Source organism: Legionella sp. 39-23 (assembly GCF_001897665.1).
GTDB lineage: Bacteria > Pseudomonadota > Gammaproteobacteria > Legionellales > Legionellaceae > Legionella > Legionella steelei.
The window spans coordinates 1-15,662 of record NZ_MKTO01000022.1 but is presented as its reverse complement, the minus strand read 5'-3'; the positions used below and the strand labels follow the sequence as shown (position 1 = coordinate 15,662).

Here is a 15,662-nt window from a genome sequence, read left to right as displayed (position 1 = left end):
AATCAAGGAATAGGTAAAAAGCTTATGATTACTGTTGAGGAATTTGCCAGAAAGTTTAGTCCCTGTATCATTGATTTGACATCTGGACTTAGGCGAGCGAAAGAGGGCTCCCATGATTTTTACAAATCGCTTGGATATCAGAATGAAGGTCATATGGCGAAACTGTATTTAAGGAAAATGCTGTGAACATCAAAGAATTACACTCTGCTTTAAAAGTTGAGACAGCAACATTAGATGATTATCCTACCATCCAAAACATGGCACGATTTTATGTATATGAACTCTCGCGTGACTGTGGTTTTATTTCAGATGATTGGGCTTTGCCTTCCGATGGCCTGTATGAAAGCTTCGATTTTAAAAAATACTTTGAAGAGCCGACAAGAAAAGCCTTTCTGATTAAAGTTGGTAATGAATTAGCTGGTTTTGCTCTATTAAATCACGAAGGAGTTTACCCTTATACTGCATGGAATATGGGCGAGTTTTTTATTACTGCTAAGTTTCAAGGCAAAGGTTTAGGTTATTTAGTTTCCTCTGAATTATGGAAAATGCATCCAGGCTTATGGGAGGTTTCTGTGATTCCAGAAAATAAGCGAGGGCTTAGTTTTTGGCGCAAAACTATTTCAAAAATTACAATGGGCAATTTCCAGGAAGAAATTAAAACAATCAATTATGATCCGCATCAACCACAACGAGTTATTTTTCGTTTTGATAGTACAGCACATGAATGCAGCAAGCCTTTAGAAAGCAAGAAAGAATATCAAATCCAATTTGTTGATGAACTTGATGAAGCTACGGAAAAACGAATGACAAATGGATTTATTGCCTATGAGGCTCAGCATGGTATTGACGTCAATTATCGACGTTTTTCAGTGACCATTTCTTCTGCCCATGGAGAAATTTTTGGTGCGCTTAATGCCTTTACTGCGTTTGCAGAAATTTATGTGGATGATATTTGGGTAGACAGTGCTTATCGTGGTAAAGGATATGGCAAACAGTTATTACTTGCTCTTGAACATCACTTCAAAGGTCAGGGCTTTAATAATATCAATTTGGTGACCAGTGCTTTTCAAGCTCCAGAGTTTTATAAAAAGTGCGGTTTTATGCCGGAATTTACGAGAATCAATAAAAAAAATCCCAAGTTAAGCAAAACATTTTTTGTTAAATTTTTTAATGAAGAGTCAGAGACACAAGGCATTCTTAAGGCGGCTCATAGTGAATAGAAGTCAACTAGAAACAATCTGTAAAAAATTAAAGATGAACCAACCTTTTGACTTGCCTCAAAGAGTCTATGGCGGTCTTTTACATAAAATGTGGTATCTGAAGTGCAATGGCTCGCAGTTTGCTGTAAAACAACTCAATAGCAGCATCCAATTGACTGAAGAAGTTAAATCCCAATATGAATTGACAGAACAGATAGCTTTCCAATTTTCCCAGCGTACTATTCCCGCAGTTCATGCTCTAAAATTAGAAAATAATTACTTAATCCTTTCAGAAGATGAGGCCTTTCTTGTTTATCCTTGGATAACAGCAAAAGCATTGGATAAAGACGCTATATCTGAGATGCATGCGCTTAAAATAGCCACTCTTTTGGCTGAAATTCATCCTATTAATCTTAATGTTCCCCAGCTAAGTGCTCAAGAATTTGATATTCATCCCAATGAAAAAATTAGTGTGTTAATAGACCAGTCAGCAAGCAAAAATTTGGTGTTTAAGGAGCAATTAAAAAGTAATCAACGAGTTATAATTGAGCTTAACGATATCTATCAAAAAACAATACCTATTCTACAAAGTAGTAGTGTAGTAAGCCATGGTGATTTGGATCAAAAAAATGTTTTATGGGATAAAAATGATACTCCATTTCTCATTGATTGGGAGTCTGCGCGAAAACTTAATCCCACTTATGAAATAGTCAATTGTGCTCTTGATTGGAGTGGAATTACTACTCCGCTGTTTAATAAAACTTTATTTATAAAAATGCTAAATACATATGCGTCTTCTGGAATAACAATAAATCAGGATCATTTGGAAGCTGCTTTTTATGGTGTTCTTGGCAATTGGATCAATTGGCTAGTATATAATATAAACCGTTCTTTTAGTTCTGATAAAGAGCAGCAGGGCATTGGTATTGAGCAGGTGCTTCAGGTTTTATCTACTATTATTCAAGTCAAGGCAAGTATTCCAGAATTAATTCAATTAGTAACACATGAATTAGGAATAACCTTTTAACTTTCGCCAACTTTGATTACCATACCGCACGAACGTAACTTAAGTTTCAAGGAATGCTTCATGACGAACATCAACAATAATAAAGCTGCATTAGTGACCGGAGCCAGCCATGGAATTGGTCTTGAACTTGCTAAAATTCTTTTAGGTGACGGCTGGGTTGTCTATGGAACAGGGCGGGATGTAAGCAGCTTAGAGGATACTAAAGCGCTATATTCTCGTTTTGTTCCCATTCAATCGGATTTTACTCGCAATAGTGATATCGAACAGGTTGCTAAAATTATTAATGATTCTGGAATACCGCTTCATCTTTTAGTTCAAAATGCAGGAATGAAAAGTCCTCCACGTCCGTTGACCGAATACGATTGTGACAGTATTGACGAAGTTTTTCAGGTTAATTTATTAGCTCCAATGAAACTTACAGCACTACTTGCCGCGCAGATGCCTGAGAAGTCTCGGATTTTATTTGTTACATCAAGAGCAGCGACTCTGAAACTTAAAGAAAGCTCAACATACTGTGCCAGCAAAGCGGGTTTGGATGAAGTAACTGCTATTGTGAGAAAAGAGCTAGCAGAGAAAAATATTGGTGTGTCTTGTGTTATTCCAGGGGAGGTGGATACAAGAATTCAAAAAATTTTAAGAGAAACAACTTCATTTCATTTACATAAAATGTTTGATGAGGCTTATCAGTCCGGTCAATTAATAAGCCCGGAAACTTGCGCGGAATTCCTTAAATGGTTTCTTTGCGACTTATCTTTTGATGAATTTAAACAAAGCAATATGCCTGTTTCCATCTATGAAGAATGGCATCATCCATTTTGGCTTAAAGATAGGAATAAGTTACCTCCTTTTCCTTTCTAATTTGTTTATGAACTTTTACGAGCATTTCCAATAAAAGTTTAACTTTGGAGAATAGATGCTTCGTTTGTTCTGTTCTTTTTTCAAGGCATATTTTCTTATGGGGGATATGCTCTCCTCTCTACAATTGCTTCCTAAAATAGATCCGATCATGCCCTTCTAAATAATTTTTAATTGTGCCTAAATGCTGATAGCCTTGTTTTAAATAAAATCTTTCTGCCTGAAAAGAAAAAGTATCTAATGTCGATGCTGGAATTCCTCGTGTAATTGCTTCGGCTTCAACGCTGTGCAATAGTTCAGCACCGATACCAAGACCACGGTATTCCTCCTTAACCCAGAGGACATCAACATATATTGAGCTTTTATGAGCGTACACAATAGCTCCGCCAATAATAATACCCTCGTTATCTTTCACATAGATTGAGTAACGCTCTGGTTTGGTTCCTGTAAAAGGAGCATTAAAATTTACTATCCCATCACGAATAATTTTATCTTGCTGTTCTAGTAGCTTAGCGTCTATAACAAGCTCTAGTTGGTAATTCATTTGCGCTTGATTCATGAGTTACATCTTCTATTAGTTTGAATACAATAAATCATTGACAACTTCCATAGTAATTTCGGGTAGTTTTTGCGTTTGATCAATACACTCTTGAATGGTTATAACCGCTTTTCTAATTTCATTGGGTAACATCTCAGATGGGGCATTTTCGCCTGGCCAAGAAGCATCTCGAGTAGCTTTATCAGGCCAACGAGAATAGGCAAGCCACATACCATCGTTAGTTTTATGCAGGCAAGAACCTAATGCACCGCGATATTGCACAAAATAGGAAGCGACCTGATGCCAGGCCTTTTGATACTCCATCTCAAGCTCAGGCTTAATAAAAGCTCGGTAAATAACAGCAAAACATTTTTTTGAAAGCAACTTAAATTGTTTGAGTGCTTCTTCAGGCGTTATATCCTGGGCACCCAAAACTCCCTCCGCTTTGAATATGTTTATACCTTTGGGAATTGAAAATTGGGACGTAAAATACATCTGATCAAGACCTATTCCAAAAGCACAATGCTCATAGCCTAGGACACGAAAGTAATTAATTGGCCGCTGGTTTTCATTAGCTAAGACATAGTTTCTGAATTTTGGATTATAAAATCCATAAGTCATGTAGTAATGAATACCTTGGCTTTCAAGATGTTGAATGATTTGCACCAAATTCTGGTGCAGTTTTTCAGGCGAATAAAGTTCAATATACATCCCAGCTTTTTCAAGCGTCGAATGTTCATTCTCTGGATAAGGAGGATTCAGTGCCACAAAATCACCAGGTGTCGCAATCGAAATCACGTCCATAAAATCACCACTTCTGAATGAAACTTGATTCGCATTAAGAAGGTTAGATACTCGGTCAATCTCACTCAAGAACATTTCTAGGGACAAATTCGCATGCTCAAGAAATCGATTAGCATTTTTTCCTTCAAAGAGTTCACCTTCGCGATAGATAATATTCAATTCCTTATCATAAAAAAGGATTCCGCCCCATGAATGATTAATGATGAAAGGGAGCAGTAACGCTTTTTCTTCATCAGTTGTTTGGTTGTAATTCCCAATCACTTCAAGGAAAAAATCTTTCTTCGATAGGGAGGCATCATATTTTTCTATTAAGGCAGTATAAGAAGTTTTGACAAGAGCAGGGTTATCTTTAATTAAAAGAAGTGTATTAATCAAAATTTTATTGCTGTCATTGATAATATATTCTTCTGCAACGCCAATCTCCATTGCAGCCAGACTCCAAGAAGCAGAACCTGCAAAAGGCTCAATGGCTTTCTTGTATTTTTGGCCCTTACTATTTGCCAATAATACAGAGAAATGCTCATTCAACCAGCTAGTATCAGGGGACATATGCCCTGTCAAATCTGGAAGAGTAAGGTTCCTATTTCCCAGATAATGGAGCGGTCCCCCATGATTTTGATTTAATTGAATAGAATCTGAGCTCATAATAGCCACTATGTGGTAAATACAACTATAGAGTCGCACATTTTAACATGAAACAAAAAATTCCTTTATTCTTTATTACTAATTAAGTATTGACCCTCACGTTGCGTGATAGCTTAGAATCATCAATTAAGGAGATGATGCTTATGAACTATTATCAAATTAAAGAAATCAGCCAAATGACCTCTCTCTCAATTCGATCATTGCAATACTACGATGAAGTAGGTTTGTTAAAACCAACAAAGCGCTCTGATTCTGGCTATCGTTTGTATTCTGAAGCTGATTTACTCATTTTACAACAAATTATCACTTTAAAATTCCTTGGATTTTCTTTATCTACCATCAAAGAAATCATTGGGAATCCAAACTTTAATCTGGCTGCATCAATGAGCCTTCAAGCACGCGAATTGAGCGAAAAGGCTAATAAAATAAATGAAGCAGCCTCTTTGTTAACTTACATTGCCAGTCAATTGGAAATAAACCAGCCAATCAATTGGCAAAGTAGTGCAAAAATTATTGAAATATTGGAGTTAAATACTATGAGCGATCCTGTATTAAAAAAATATCAAGCAGCTAGTGAATCAGAGTTAGGTAAAAAATCGGACTACGATTCCACCTACAATCCTAATCGGCTCTATCCTATCCCCAGAGCGGGTAAGCGGCAAGAAATTGGCATTGATCCTGCTCATCCGCCTTTTGTGGGTTTTGATTGCTGGAATCATTATGAAGTTTCCTGGCTCAACGAGAAAGGAAAACCGGTGGTCGGGATTGGTGAAATTTTTTATGATTGTAACTCGCCAAAGCTCATCGAATCCAAGTCATTAAAATTATATTTTAATTCATTCAATAACACCAAAATAAAAAGTATTGATGAGTTAGAGAATACGATTAAAAAAGATTTGGAGGCACGTGTTGAATCACCAGTTTTAGTTAAAATTTATTCCTTGGAACAAGCGAGTCAATACGCTGCATCACAAATGTTGACGGGCGAGTGCATTGATCACCTCGATGTCGAGTGCTTTGTCTATTTGGTTGAGCCATCGTTTCTTAGTGTTCAAGATGTGGTGGTGGAAGAACAGTTGTATTCTGACCTTTTAAAATCAAATTGCTTAGTCACCAATCAACCGGATTGGGGAAGTGTGTACATCGCTTACAAAGGAAAAAAGATAGATAGGGAAGGCTTATTAAAATACCTTGTTTCCTATAGAAACCATAATGAATTTCATGAGCAATGCATAGAGCGAATTTTTGTGGATATTATGAATTATTGTAAACCTGAAGTATTAACAGTTTATGGACGTTATACCAGACGTGGAGGATTGGATATTAATCCCTATCGCTCCAGCAAAAATAATACTTTTGATAGAAAAAATATCCGACTCATTCGACAATAAATAATGACTTAATGATCTATCCAAGCTCTTAATTTTCCAGAAAATCGGCCTTGTCGGCGCAATGTTATTAATGCGATTGGGTCGATGCTTTTAATTAGGCGATACTCGCCCAACACCGCATGAATAGACCAACACTGCTGAATAATTGCAATAATTTCAAACAAATGCACAGATGACTCTATCGATAGCCAATTTTTAAAACAAGCTTCCTGCAATTGCCTATATTGACTGGTTGATAATTTTAAAAATTCTGTTACTCGATACAAACAATTAACGAATGAGAAAAAAGGATGAGTAATAACAACTTCCCCTAAATCAATCATCGTGGTTTGATGAGTATGGGGATTCACTAAAATATTTTTACCGTGAAAATCTGCATGGCCAAAAGTATCAGGTACTTTAAAACTGGCTAATTGCTCACAAAAAGTTCTTAATTTACCATCTAAACTTTTTAATTGTTTTAATTCTTCTCGGGTTAATCCATCACCAATCAATAGCTCTTCTTCACATAGTAATTGCTGATAAAGTTTTGGCAATTGCTGCAGGCGCCAATCTGGGACACCTAAATCAAGAAACAAGCTTATTTTATCTGCGGAGTTTATTTGCAGCATTGTGTAATGATGCATCATATCAATTAAAAGATTGGGCTTAACTTCCTGTTTAAAGACCTCATGCAAAGAAATGCCAGCATCTTGCATTAAAAAACAGTGAAGTTCTTGATTATGAGCTATGATTTGCGGAACAGGGGCATTGAATTGTTTCTGCAATAGCTGAATGACATTGGCTTCTAATGACAATGCAGAAGGCACTTTCTTCAAATAGACCAACCCAAGATTTGTTTGAAAACGACACACTTCTGACCAGGCTGTATCGAGAACTATTTCTGGTTTCGTGGTTTCAAGTAGATACCCTGAATCGTTTAAGGTACTAAGAGCCCATTCTATGTGAGAAGTCTTCATAATCATTTCCTATGATCTTCGATCAACTCATGAATCGTGCGCAATGCTTTTTTTGCTTCAAAATTCATCTCGGTTTGTTGGTTAACAAGATACATCATTGCTTTCCATAAAGCCCAAGCACGTCCTCGTGCCCAAGCGTTTGGGTCAAGTGCCAGGGTTTCTAAGAAAATGCTCCGACTTTTTCCTTCAAATAATGTCCAGGCAATAGCAAGATCGCAAGCAGGATCGCCGATGGCAAGTTGGCCAAAATCGATAACTGCACTTAATTTTCCTTGAGAAAGTAACAAATTGCCAACACTGACATCACCATGCACCCAAAGGGGTGGATTCTGCCAAGAAGTTGATAATGCTTTTTCCCAAATTTCTGTTGCAGCACGGAAATCTATAGTGTCCTTCAAATCTTCGATGGCTTTTCGTGTTTCTGAATCATAAACTGCTAAATCACCACCGCGATAAAAACTCTGAGGACCCGCAAGAGGTCCACCCATTGAGTTGATGCTTTGGAGCGCCTTAAGAAATAGAGCTAAATCATGTGCAAACTCAGATAAATCATTAATGGGAGTAGCTGCTGCCGTTTCCCCAGGAAGCCAACGATTAATGGACCACTTCCAAGGATACAGTTCATTGGGTTTTCCCATCGCAAGTGGGGCGGGTATGGGAAGAGGAAGAAGTGGGGCTAATTTGGGTAACCATGTTTGTTCTTTTTCCACTTGCCCTGCGTATTCGGCGCTACTGGGCATGCGAATGAGCATTTCTGTACCTAAATGAAAGGTTCTATTGTCCCAACCGCTATTGTTTACAGTTTGAATAGGTAGCTGACCCCACTGTGGAAATTGTTGCGTAATGAGCTCACGTACTAAGGCTGCAGTAATATTTATTTTGGATTGTGTATTCGTCATTGTTGCACCATAAAATCGATATTCTACTTCATCAAGCAACTTGCCTGACTCACTTGCTTTAATGTATTCATCTTCAATAATGCCACCCATTTTTTCAGCAATTTTCCGGCTAGAGATATTTTGTCTTACAACAGGATATTTTAGATAATCATAAACCATATTAGTTTCAGCCCAGGTTTTTAATAAATTCATCGCTTCAAAACCATAATGAAATCCATGAGCACTTTTCTTTAACCAAATGCCTAATTCAGGTGTCTTTGTATTTGCTTGGTGTAGGCAAGCATATCCTAAAAAATTCTGGTTCTCTTTATTGATGATGACCAATGCGATTTCTGAGCCTGCTTGCATTTTAATTTGCTGTTCAGAAATGTGCTGATTAATTTCCTCTTGTGTTTTCGGAGCACTTGGCCACATGTGCTCTGTAATTTCAGCAGTAAATTCTTTACATAAATCTTCTGCATATTTTAGTGAAACAGGAATTAACTGAAGTCGTTCGGATTGTAAGGTGAGATACAGATAGTTAGGCATAGAATACTTACTCGTAGAAATTGTTATCAATGATTTGTTTGTTATTTTAGCAATGAGTATCTTCTCAAGTGAATGCTTGTAAGAGAAAAACATTGCTATTTTTCCCAAAACTAATTCTTCTGTTAGATTAAAATAATAATCACGTATTCGATACTCACGTAGTTCTACGTATTGATGCATCTTATGGCCTATTTGTATAATTATTATATCATTTGGATTTAGGAGATTAGTAAGAATGAATCAACCTCAACGAATTTTTATTATTGGTCATCATGGTGCTGGTAAAGGATTATTAGCTAAGTCTGTGGCGCAATCTTTAGGGTGGCAATTTGTCGATGCAGATTTAGGGTTAGAATCTCATGTTGGACGACATTTGTCTGAAATACTTGGAAGCCCCGGAAGTGATGTTTTTTATGAGTGTCAGTTTGACATATTAAAGTCCCTTTGCACGCAAGAGCACATTGTCGTAACTACCGATTCCAGTGTTGTTCTAGCTTTAAAAAATTGTCAATTATTGCGAAATGAAATGACTGTATTTTTGGATGTGAGTACTCCGGTTCAAATCGAGCGTACTGCACGCAATCCAGCAAATTTATTGCCTATACCAAGTTTGAGTGATTTTTTTGATCAATTACATGACGAGCGCGATAGTTTATATAAAGAAGTGGCTACACTGACTATTCATGGTGATGATGGCAAATTAGAAGAGCATACGCGTTGTATTGCGAAGGCTATTTTGGGAAATGAAAAAATGCTGCCCAAAAAAACAATTTTGGAGAAAAAAGATTTCACATTATACCATAAAGTATGTCATACGAAAGTTGATTTATCTGAGCAACAAGCCATATACCTTAAGTTGTTGGCTCAAGGAAAAACGGCTAAGGAAATTGCGCGTGAAGCCCATGTTTCTTATAGGACAGTCGAAGGAGTTATTGCTAAATTAATGGATTCGTTAGGATGTTCTTCGAGTAAAGAATTAATTGCTTTATATCATGAACAACCATAAAGCTAAACCTATCTCTTTAAAAAGGCTCTAAAATGGATAGGATGATGTAATGCTAACTCTCCTGGAGTATCTATGCCAAAATATGATTCACCTTATTTACAACATCTTATTGAGGAATTAGCTGTAGCGACTTCTACAGAAGAAAACGATCAAATTTGGCAAAGGGTTGAAACACCCATTATTGAAGATGTTCCAAATCAGCCAGAGCAGTGTTTGGTCACTTTTTTATATAGAGAGGAAAGCGATAAAAAAACAATTTATTTGTGGTCTACATTTACTGGATTACCTTGTTCTTTGCAGAGTCAATTTAAAGCTATTCCAAACACTGATATTAGATACTTAACTTTGATATTGCCGCGCACTTTTCGCTCTTCGTATAACGTACTCATTGTTGATGAAGATACCCCAAAAGAGGAATTCCCAGAACAAGAAAATACTAAAAGCCTCTACCCCGTTCCAACAGGAAAATTCAAAGAATCACAAATGTTATTAATGCACTTATTTAATCAAGGCTGCGTTCAAACTGATCCAAGAAATAAACGGGAAATAACCTATTATATGGATTATGACAATCCCGGCGAATTTTTTGGCAAGGAATCCATTATTGAGCTACCTAATGCACCAACTTTTGTAACTGATTGTTCTTTAGATAAAGCAAAGGAACATCCTGAGCGATGTAAAAAAGAACATCGATTTTTTTCTTTCGAGCTGAACTTCTTGGAAACTCGTTTAAAAAATGTTCCAGGCTATTACGAAAATCCTGAGCAATCGATACGAAAATATTGGGTCTATTTGCCTCCTGATTACGATAAACAGGCAACACCTTACCCTATGATTTTATTTTTAGATGGTAGTGATTATTTAAATCCCATGCCGGCACCGCTTATTTTAGATAAGCTCATTCAAGAGGGAAGTATTCCTCCTTGTGTTGCAGTATTTCTGGAATACTCAAGCATTCATCGTATGCATGAATACAACTGTAATGACGCATTCACCTCATTTTTAGGGCATGATTTTATTCCGATGTTACATGATAAAAACCAATTAAATATCACTCAAGACGCAAGATTAATAACGATTGTTGGGCAAAGTGCCAGTGGCTTAGCTGCTTTTTATGCCGCTTTAACCAAACCAACTGTGTTTGGCAATGCTATTGCTTTATCACCTTCCTTGGAAATGCAAAAATTGACTGATTTAGAACAAAAGATTGAACAACACCATAAAGAAAATCCTAATATGCAATTTATTTTTGATATTGGTACTTATGAAACGATTCCGGTAGACTTAGAATTCGAAGATGGCTCTACTCAATCTATCGCAACATTTGAAGCTAATCGAAGAATTGCTGATTTAATGGAAAAGAAAGGAATGCTTATCCATAAGTCTGAATTTATTGGCGGTCATAATTATGGTTGTTGGTGTGCCAATTTGCCTGTTCATATAAAAACCATTTTTGAACACAGGAAAGTGGCAATCCCATCACAACAAAACAAATCAGTTATAATAAACAAAATTTAACGCTAATGGGTCGAAATGATGCGCGACTGCGAATCTTTACAGCCATTGATTGTACTCATTACGGGTGCATCTGGGGTTGGAAAAACAACATTGCTTAAAGAAATCGAACAGCAATATCCTCAGGAGATCATTTCTTCTCATTTTTTTGATAGCATTGGTGTTCCCAGTTTTGATGACATGATCCAACAATACGGCTCAACCGAAAAATGGCAAGAGGTCACTACAAGATGCTGGATTGAGCGTTTAAGTCAGATTCATGATAAAAAGCTGATTTTCCTAGAGGGGCAATTTAATCCAGAATTTGCTTTAGTACCACTTAGAGAGCAGGGTATAGAAAATTATTTACTGATTTGTTTGCATACGGAGCAAGCCATACGAGAGCATCGGTTGAGTGTACTTCGCAATCAGCCTGAGTTAGCAGATGTCCCTATGAACAATTGGGCTCTATTTCTTAAAAAGAAAACTGTTGAGATGGGTGGCATTATTCTCGATTCTTCGCAGGATAACATCAATACGCTTGCCATGGAACTTATGGAGTTGGTTAGGAAAAAACGGCAGTTCAAGATTGAGTGTAAAGAGATTTCACTTTCTTATCCAGGATTGTCCAATCTCCTTAAACCAAGCGTTGGATGCCCAACACCTGAAAAAATGAAACAGGTACTTCTATCTTATACTCAACTTGGCCAGTATCTTATAGGGGCGTTTTTAAAAAATGACTTGGTTGGTGTGATTGGTCTTCATTTAGAGGAGAGTTTTGCCATAATCAGACATATTTCGGTAATTGAAGCATATAGAAACCAAGGAATAGGTAAGAACATGCTGATATATGTACTCAATCATTTTCCAATACAAACGCTTCGCGCTGAAACAGACGATGAGGCTTACGGTTTTTATCAGCAATGTGGATTTCGATGTGAGGCATTTATAAATAAGCACGGTAAACGTTACACCTGCTATTTAGACAAACAATCTTAGAGGGCTAGAGATGCGCCGTGGAGAATTAAATTATTCTGATGAACAGCTGATGGATTTTTTATATCAAGGCTACCAGATTATGGCCTCAGAGCTCCATTTTGTTGAGGTGGGGTCTTTTTATGGATTTGTTATTTCGACGAATACGACTAAAAAATATTTTCTAAAAGTTTATCCTGAAGGCCAATCGCTGGTTCCAATCCATCCTACGATTGAATCACTCAACCAGACCGGTATCGCTTTAAATCGATTCAGAAACGAATTTGGTATGAAGAACTTGTCCTATATGATTTCAGATGTTCAGGGCCATTATTGTTTTAGGACCAATGAATTGATTTTGACATTGTTTGACTACATTGAAGGAATTCATCCAGCCTATTCGCCCAATCAGCTTTTGGCCGATAAAATGGCTACTCTTCTATTTCAATTACATCAAATTCCAGTTCATGAGTTCTCATTTTTTGAGACAGAACATTTTGATATCAATTATGCGTTAGGAATAAAGGATTGGATTAACAATTCAGTTGAGGTGATTGAGGAAACGCATGCAGAATCGATGTTGTCCCAACTGGAGTGTTATAAAAAGCAATTGTTACAAGGACTATCTCAATTACAAGAATGGAAAAAGAAGTTCACTCAGCAGCCAGTCCCTTTTGCTCTAACTCATGGTGACCCTCACCACTATAATGTACTACAAACTCCTTTTGATGTTTGGTTGGTTGATTGGGATGGAGTTAAAATTGCACCAATTGAGAGAGACCTTTGGCATTATGAACAGGCTCCATTGACTGAGTTCTATTTAAAACTGAATCCCAACTGTAGCATTAACCATGAATTGTGCCGGTTTTACCAACTTCAACGATTTTTTGGGGATGGACGCTATTATCTTGAACAGGTTTTGACTGGAAAAAATAGAACTGCTCAGCAGTCAGAAGAGGACAAAAATACTTTTTTAACTCATTGGGGATGGTCATACTGCGTGTAGTATTAGAGCATGTAACCTTAGCCAAGAAAATTATATTTCACTCTCCTGGATTTACTTCTTAGGCAACTAAATTCCAGATTATTAATCTGATTGATGTGAGTTAAATAAAATTGAAAAATCGTTTGCTTAAGGTCTGTATCTCCTTTTTGATAACGGGTTACTAAAATCAACAAGGCTAATAATCGCTCTTCATTGATGGGTGAATACAACAATTCTTGTAACAAAGAAAAGGGTAGTAATGATTGATAGCATTTGGCGACTTTTCTTAAATCAGGGACGCTTACACCCATAAATTGGTCATGCTCTGCATAATCTCCTGGTCCCGTTTTATAATAGATTGCTTTTTGCTCCGAATCAGGTTTTTTGAGTAACTCGAGCTCGCTTCTAAGTGTTTTGAGTGACTCCATCATTTCGATTTTATTTAGAGTTGTTGTCATAGTTAATGTCTTATGTTGGTTATTTTATGCCTATGTATACTGCACTTTCATGAGGCTTTTTATAGAGCTCAAAATCAGTGAGGTAGGTTCTTTCGTATATTGATTTTTTATTAAAATAGCTCCAAATAGTTTGCCAGGCATTAATGATTGCTGAGGGATTAGGACCGATTGCTTCAAAAACCAGATAGTTGCCCGCTTTTATAGCGACTCTATCTAAGTTCGTAGCTTTAGATTCATTCACAATTTCTATTCCCGCGGTGACTGTATAGTACCCTGATGAGTCGGACTCATAATGGTGGTATACGCCATAAACCGGCTTTTCTTGTTGTGCTCTGATGTTTGAATCAAAGAATTGTTCCCATAGTTGAGGCAGTCTTGCCGTTTGAGGATTAAACTCTTCTTCATTTTTTGTTCTTACACTCATTCCAGTTACTGTAAATTCTTGAATCTGAGTCAATTGGGGGATAATAACAGTCATACCGTTCTCCAAATAGAAGTTTTAATTAATATAAGCCTGCATGGCATTCGCAATGATGCGTTTGTCCTCTTCAGTGATTTTTAATAATCCAAAACGAAAGGGGTATCCCCAATTCTTGTTATTTTTTGTCAATTCAAGTGATTCAATGAGCGCGTGTATGGGAACATCAAATCCTTTATTGGCCCAAAGTACATTGCGTCGAAATGGAAAAAAACCATTGCCCATATCTACCTGGTAGGGGTCACCAGGTAGAATGATTCCAAGTGCTGTAAATGCTTGCAATTTCTCAATCCCTTTAAAGTGCAGAGTTGGTGAGTAATAGATGATGCAATCACCTGCTTGTATTTTTTTTAGAGGCGCAAGTTTACCGTGGCAAACTTGCATAAAGCCTCCTTCCACTCCAATCCGTACGTGGGACGCGCAGGCGACAGCCAGCCAGTTTTGGTTCATGATCAGTTCTTTGAAAAAAAGCGAATTCGATGACCATCTGGGTCGCAGGTTACAAACGTGTAACCAAAATCCATTGGTGTTGGTTCTTGTATCATTTTAAAGTTCTTAGTTTGATAATTTCTAAAAAGTTCATCAACGGCTTGTTCATCGGGAACCAAAATGGCGAGTTCGCTACCGCCACCCAATGCAGTTGGTGCGGGTAACGCAGAATTTTGAGACCATAATCCCAATCGCAAACCGGATTTTAATAGAAACATGGCGTAATCAGGCTCAGTGTGGATAGGCTGGGCATTGAGCAATTCTGAGTAAAAATGAGTACTGTTATCTATATTGCTCACATAAAATAGAACTAAATTGGGGTCGAATGTCATGATTTCTCCTGTTTTTTATTTTTCGTTAAATTCATTGGAGAATATAAAACAGACTCATGACAGTTTTTGTCAGTATCATTCAATAGGATTGGGGAATATTATGTAGGGTGCGCCACTTCTTTAAAAGGGATTGTCGGCGTTCGGAATATTTTTGTTCTTTAATGGATACTTGAAGAATTCTATCGGTTCTGAAGTGACGGAAGTCCTGCCTTAGCTCACACCAACCCACCATGAGATGAACTTCCTCAAAAAAGCCGAGCGCAATAGGCCAGAGTATTCGTGTCGAATGATTGTTTTGGAGATCTTGATATTCTAATTCGATTTTTCGTTCTAAACGTATCGCTTTGCGAATGAGAATAAGATCACTATCCTTACTTTCGGCACATTTTCCTGGGGGAACTAAGAGTCCTGAAGTTTCTAGTTGGTGTTTTAATTCAGTAGGAAGGAGTGCTGAAATTTTTGCAAGCACATTTTGAGCTGCGATTTTAAGTTGAGTATCCGCTCGTTGTGCAACCCAACGTGACCCTAGCACCATTGCCTCAATTTCATCATCTGAAAACATCAAAGGAGGCAACATAAAACCAGATTTAAGCACATAAC

18 protein-coding genes are annotated in these 15,662 nt (G+C 37.2%); 9 read left to right on the top strand and 9 right to left on the bottom strand.

Features of this window, described 5'->3' with window-relative positions; all coding sequences use genetic code 11:
- The 4 genes from BGO44_RS09435 to BGO44_RS09420 all read left to right on the top strand — a co-directional run.
- Positions 1-186: GNAT family N-acetyltransferase (locus tag BGO44_RS09435; protein WP_286823112.1), on the top strand; the 186-nt coding region annotated here is incomplete at its 5' end.
- Entirely contained in the window at positions 183-1,220 is a 1,038-nt protein-coding gene (locus BGO44_RS09430; protein ID WP_058478631.1) for a GNAT family N-acetyltransferase, read from the top strand. The genes BGO44_RS09435 and BGO44_RS09430, both read left to right, overlap by 4 nt.
- On the top strand, positions 1,213-2,226 hold the full coding sequence (locus tag BGO44_RS09425) for an aminoglycoside phosphotransferase family protein (protein ID WP_058478630.1): 1,014 nt from the start codon (positions 1,213-1,215) through the stop codon (positions 2,224-2,226). The genes BGO44_RS09430 and BGO44_RS09425 overlap by 8 nt, the downstream gene beginning before the upstream one ends.
- Before the next feature lie 60 nt (positions 2,227-2,286).
- The gene (locus tag BGO44_RS09420; protein ID WP_082650877.1) at positions 2,287-3,084 is read left to right on the top strand and encodes an SDR family oxidoreductase; all 798 of its coding nucleotides are present in this window, start codon (positions 2,287-2,289) and stop codon (positions 3,082-3,084) included.
- Between the two features lie 118 nt (positions 3,085-3,202).
- Here BGO44_RS09420 and BGO44_RS09415 read toward each other — a convergent pair whose 3' ends face one another.
- Positions 3,203-3,640, bottom strand: a complete 438-nt coding sequence (locus BGO44_RS09415; RefSeq protein WP_058478629.1) for a GNAT family N-acetyltransferase — start codon at positions 3,638-3,640, stop codon at positions 3,203-3,205.
- Between the two features lie 15 nt (positions 3,641-3,655).
- On the bottom strand, positions 3,656-5,068 hold the full coding sequence (locus BGO44_RS09410) for a DNA adenine methylase (RefSeq protein WP_082650876.1): 1,413 nt from the start codon (positions 5,066-5,068) through the stop codon (positions 3,656-3,658).
- A gap of 134 nt (positions 5,069-5,202) precedes the next feature.
- Between BGO44_RS09410 and queF the strand changes: the two genes are divergently transcribed.
- A complete protein-coding gene (gene queF / locus BGO44_RS09405; RefSeq protein WP_420798094.1) occupies positions 5,203-6,459 on the top strand; it encodes an NADPH-dependent 7-cyano-7-deazaguanine reductase QueF in 1,257 nt (418 codons plus the stop codon).
- Between the two features lie 8 nt (positions 6,460-6,467).
- Here queF and BGO44_RS09400 read toward each other — a convergent pair whose 3' ends face one another.
- Both BGO44_RS09400 and BGO44_RS09395 read right to left on the bottom strand, forming a co-directional pair.
- A complete protein-coding gene (locus BGO44_RS09400; RefSeq protein WP_129796187.1) occupies positions 6,468-7,418 on the bottom strand; it encodes an aminoglycoside phosphotransferase family protein in 951 nt (316 codons plus the stop codon).
- Positions 7,419-7,420: 2 nt separating this feature from the next.
- On the bottom strand, positions 7,421-9,025 hold the full coding sequence (locus tag BGO44_RS09395) for a GNAT family N-acetyltransferase (protein WP_241652494.1): 1,605 nt from the start codon (positions 9,023-9,025) through the stop codon (positions 7,421-7,423).
- Between the two features lie 55 nt (positions 9,026-9,080).
- Between BGO44_RS09395 and BGO44_RS09390 the strand changes: the two genes are divergently transcribed.
- The 4 genes from BGO44_RS09390 to BGO44_RS09375 all read left to right on the top strand — a co-directional run bounded on the left by BGO44_RS09390 (position 9,081) and on the right by BGO44_RS09375 (position 13,326).
- Positions 9,081-9,851, top strand: coding sequence for a shikimate kinase (locus tag BGO44_RS09390; protein ID WP_058478628.1), 771 nt, complete (start codon positions 9,081-9,083; stop codon positions 9,849-9,851).
- A 72-nt stretch (positions 9,852-9,923) separates the two neighbouring features.
- On the top strand, positions 9,924-11,369 hold the full coding sequence (locus tag BGO44_RS09385) for an alpha/beta hydrolase (RefSeq protein ID WP_058478627.1): 1,446 nt from the start codon (positions 9,924-9,926) through the stop codon (positions 11,367-11,369).
- 15 nt (positions 11,370-11,384) lie between these two features.
- Positions 11,385-12,344, top strand: coding sequence for a GNAT family N-acetyltransferase (locus tag BGO44_RS09380; protein WP_058478626.1), 960 nt, complete (start codon positions 11,385-11,387; stop codon positions 12,342-12,344).
- A 10-nt stretch (positions 12,345-12,354) separates the two neighbouring features.
- Complete coding sequence (locus tag BGO44_RS09375; protein WP_058478625.1) at positions 12,355-13,326, top strand: phosphotransferase; 972 nt, start codon at positions 12,355-12,357, stop codon at positions 13,324-13,326.
- A gap of 17 nt (positions 13,327-13,343) precedes the next feature.
- On the opposite strand, the gene BGO44_RS09370 is transcribed toward BGO44_RS09375, so the two are convergent.
- From BGO44_RS09370 to BGO44_RS09350, 5 genes are all read right to left on the bottom strand, one after another.
- Positions 13,344-13,763 (bottom strand): DNA alkylation repair protein, encoded by a 420-nt coding sequence (locus BGO44_RS09370; RefSeq protein ID WP_238585460.1) that lies wholly within the window; start codon positions 13,761-13,763, stop codon positions 13,344-13,346.
- Between the two features lie 19 nt (positions 13,764-13,782).
- On the bottom strand, positions 13,783-14,241 hold the full coding sequence (locus BGO44_RS09365; protein WP_010655410.1) for a GyrI-like domain-containing protein: 459 nt from the start codon (positions 14,239-14,241) through the stop codon (positions 13,783-13,785).
- Positions 14,242-14,262: 21 nt separating this feature from the next.
- A complete protein-coding gene (locus BGO44_RS09360; RefSeq protein WP_029489149.1) occupies positions 14,263-14,691 on the bottom strand; it encodes an EVE domain-containing protein in 429 nt (142 codons plus the stop codon).
- A 2-nt stretch (positions 14,692-14,693) separates the two neighbouring features.
- Positions 14,694-15,062 carry a VOC family protein gene (locus tag BGO44_RS09355; protein ID WP_010655408.1) on the bottom strand — a complete coding sequence of 123 codons (369 nt, stop codon included), beginning with the start codon at positions 15,060-15,062 and terminating at the stop codon, positions 14,694-14,696.
- Positions 15,063-15,141: 79 nt separating this feature from the next.
- Positions 15,142-15,662, bottom strand: a 521-nt coding sequence (locus tag BGO44_RS09350) for a helix-turn-helix transcriptional regulator (protein ID WP_286823099.1), incomplete at its 5' end; no start/stop codon positions are given.

What these genes read in the sequence shown, in the direction of transcription:
- BGO44_RS09420 (WP_082650877.1), top strand. Translation starts at nt 2,287, where the DNA reads ATGACGAACATCAACAATAATAAAGCTGCATTAGTGACCGGAGCCAGC.
- BGO44_RS09415 (WP_058478629.1), bottom strand. Translation starts at nt 3,640, where the DNA reads ATGAATCAAGCGCAAATGAATTACCAACTAGAGCTTGTTATAGACGCT.
- BGO44_RS09410 (WP_082650876.1), bottom strand. Translation starts at nt 5,068, where the DNA reads ATGAGCTCAGATTCTATTCAATTAAATCAAAATCATGGGGGACCGCTC.
- queF (WP_420798094.1), top strand. Translation starts at nt 5,203, where the DNA reads ATGATGCTTATGAACTATTATCAAATTAAAGAAATCAGCCAAATGACC.
- BGO44_RS09400 (WP_129796187.1), bottom strand. Translation starts at nt 7,418, where the DNA reads ATGAAGACTTCTCACATAGAATGGGCTCTTAGTACCTTAAACGATTCA.
- BGO44_RS09395 (WP_241652494.1), bottom strand. Translation starts at nt 9,025, where the DNA reads ATGCATCAATACGTAGAACTACGTGAGTATCGAATACGTGATTATTAT.
- BGO44_RS09390 (WP_058478628.1), top strand. Translation starts at nt 9,081, where the DNA reads ATGAATCAACCTCAACGAATTTTTATTATTGGTCATCATGGTGCTGGT.
- BGO44_RS09385 (WP_058478627.1), top strand. Translation starts at nt 9,924, where the DNA reads ATGCCAAAATATGATTCACCTTATTTACAACATCTTATTGAGGAATTA.
- BGO44_RS09380 (WP_058478626.1), top strand. Translation starts at nt 11,385, where the DNA reads ATGATGCGCGACTGCGAATCTTTACAGCCATTGATTGTACTCATTACG.
- BGO44_RS09375 (WP_058478625.1), top strand. Translation starts at nt 12,355, where the DNA reads ATGCGCCGTGGAGAATTAAATTATTCTGATGAACAGCTGATGGATTTT.
- BGO44_RS09370 (WP_238585460.1), bottom strand. Translation starts at nt 13,763, where the DNA reads ATGACAACAACTCTAAATAAAATCGAAATGATGGAGTCACTCAAAACA.
- BGO44_RS09365 (WP_010655410.1), bottom strand. Translation starts at nt 14,241, where the DNA reads ATGACTGTTATTATCCCCCAATTGACTCAGATTCAAGAATTTACAGTA.
- BGO44_RS09360 (WP_029489149.1), bottom strand. Translation starts at nt 14,691, where the DNA reads ATGAACCAAAACTGGCTGGCTGTCGCCTGCGCGTCCCACGTACGGATT.
- BGO44_RS09355 (WP_010655408.1), bottom strand. Translation starts at nt 15,062, where the DNA reads ATGACATTCGACCCCAATTTAGTTCTATTTTATGTGAGCAATATAGAT.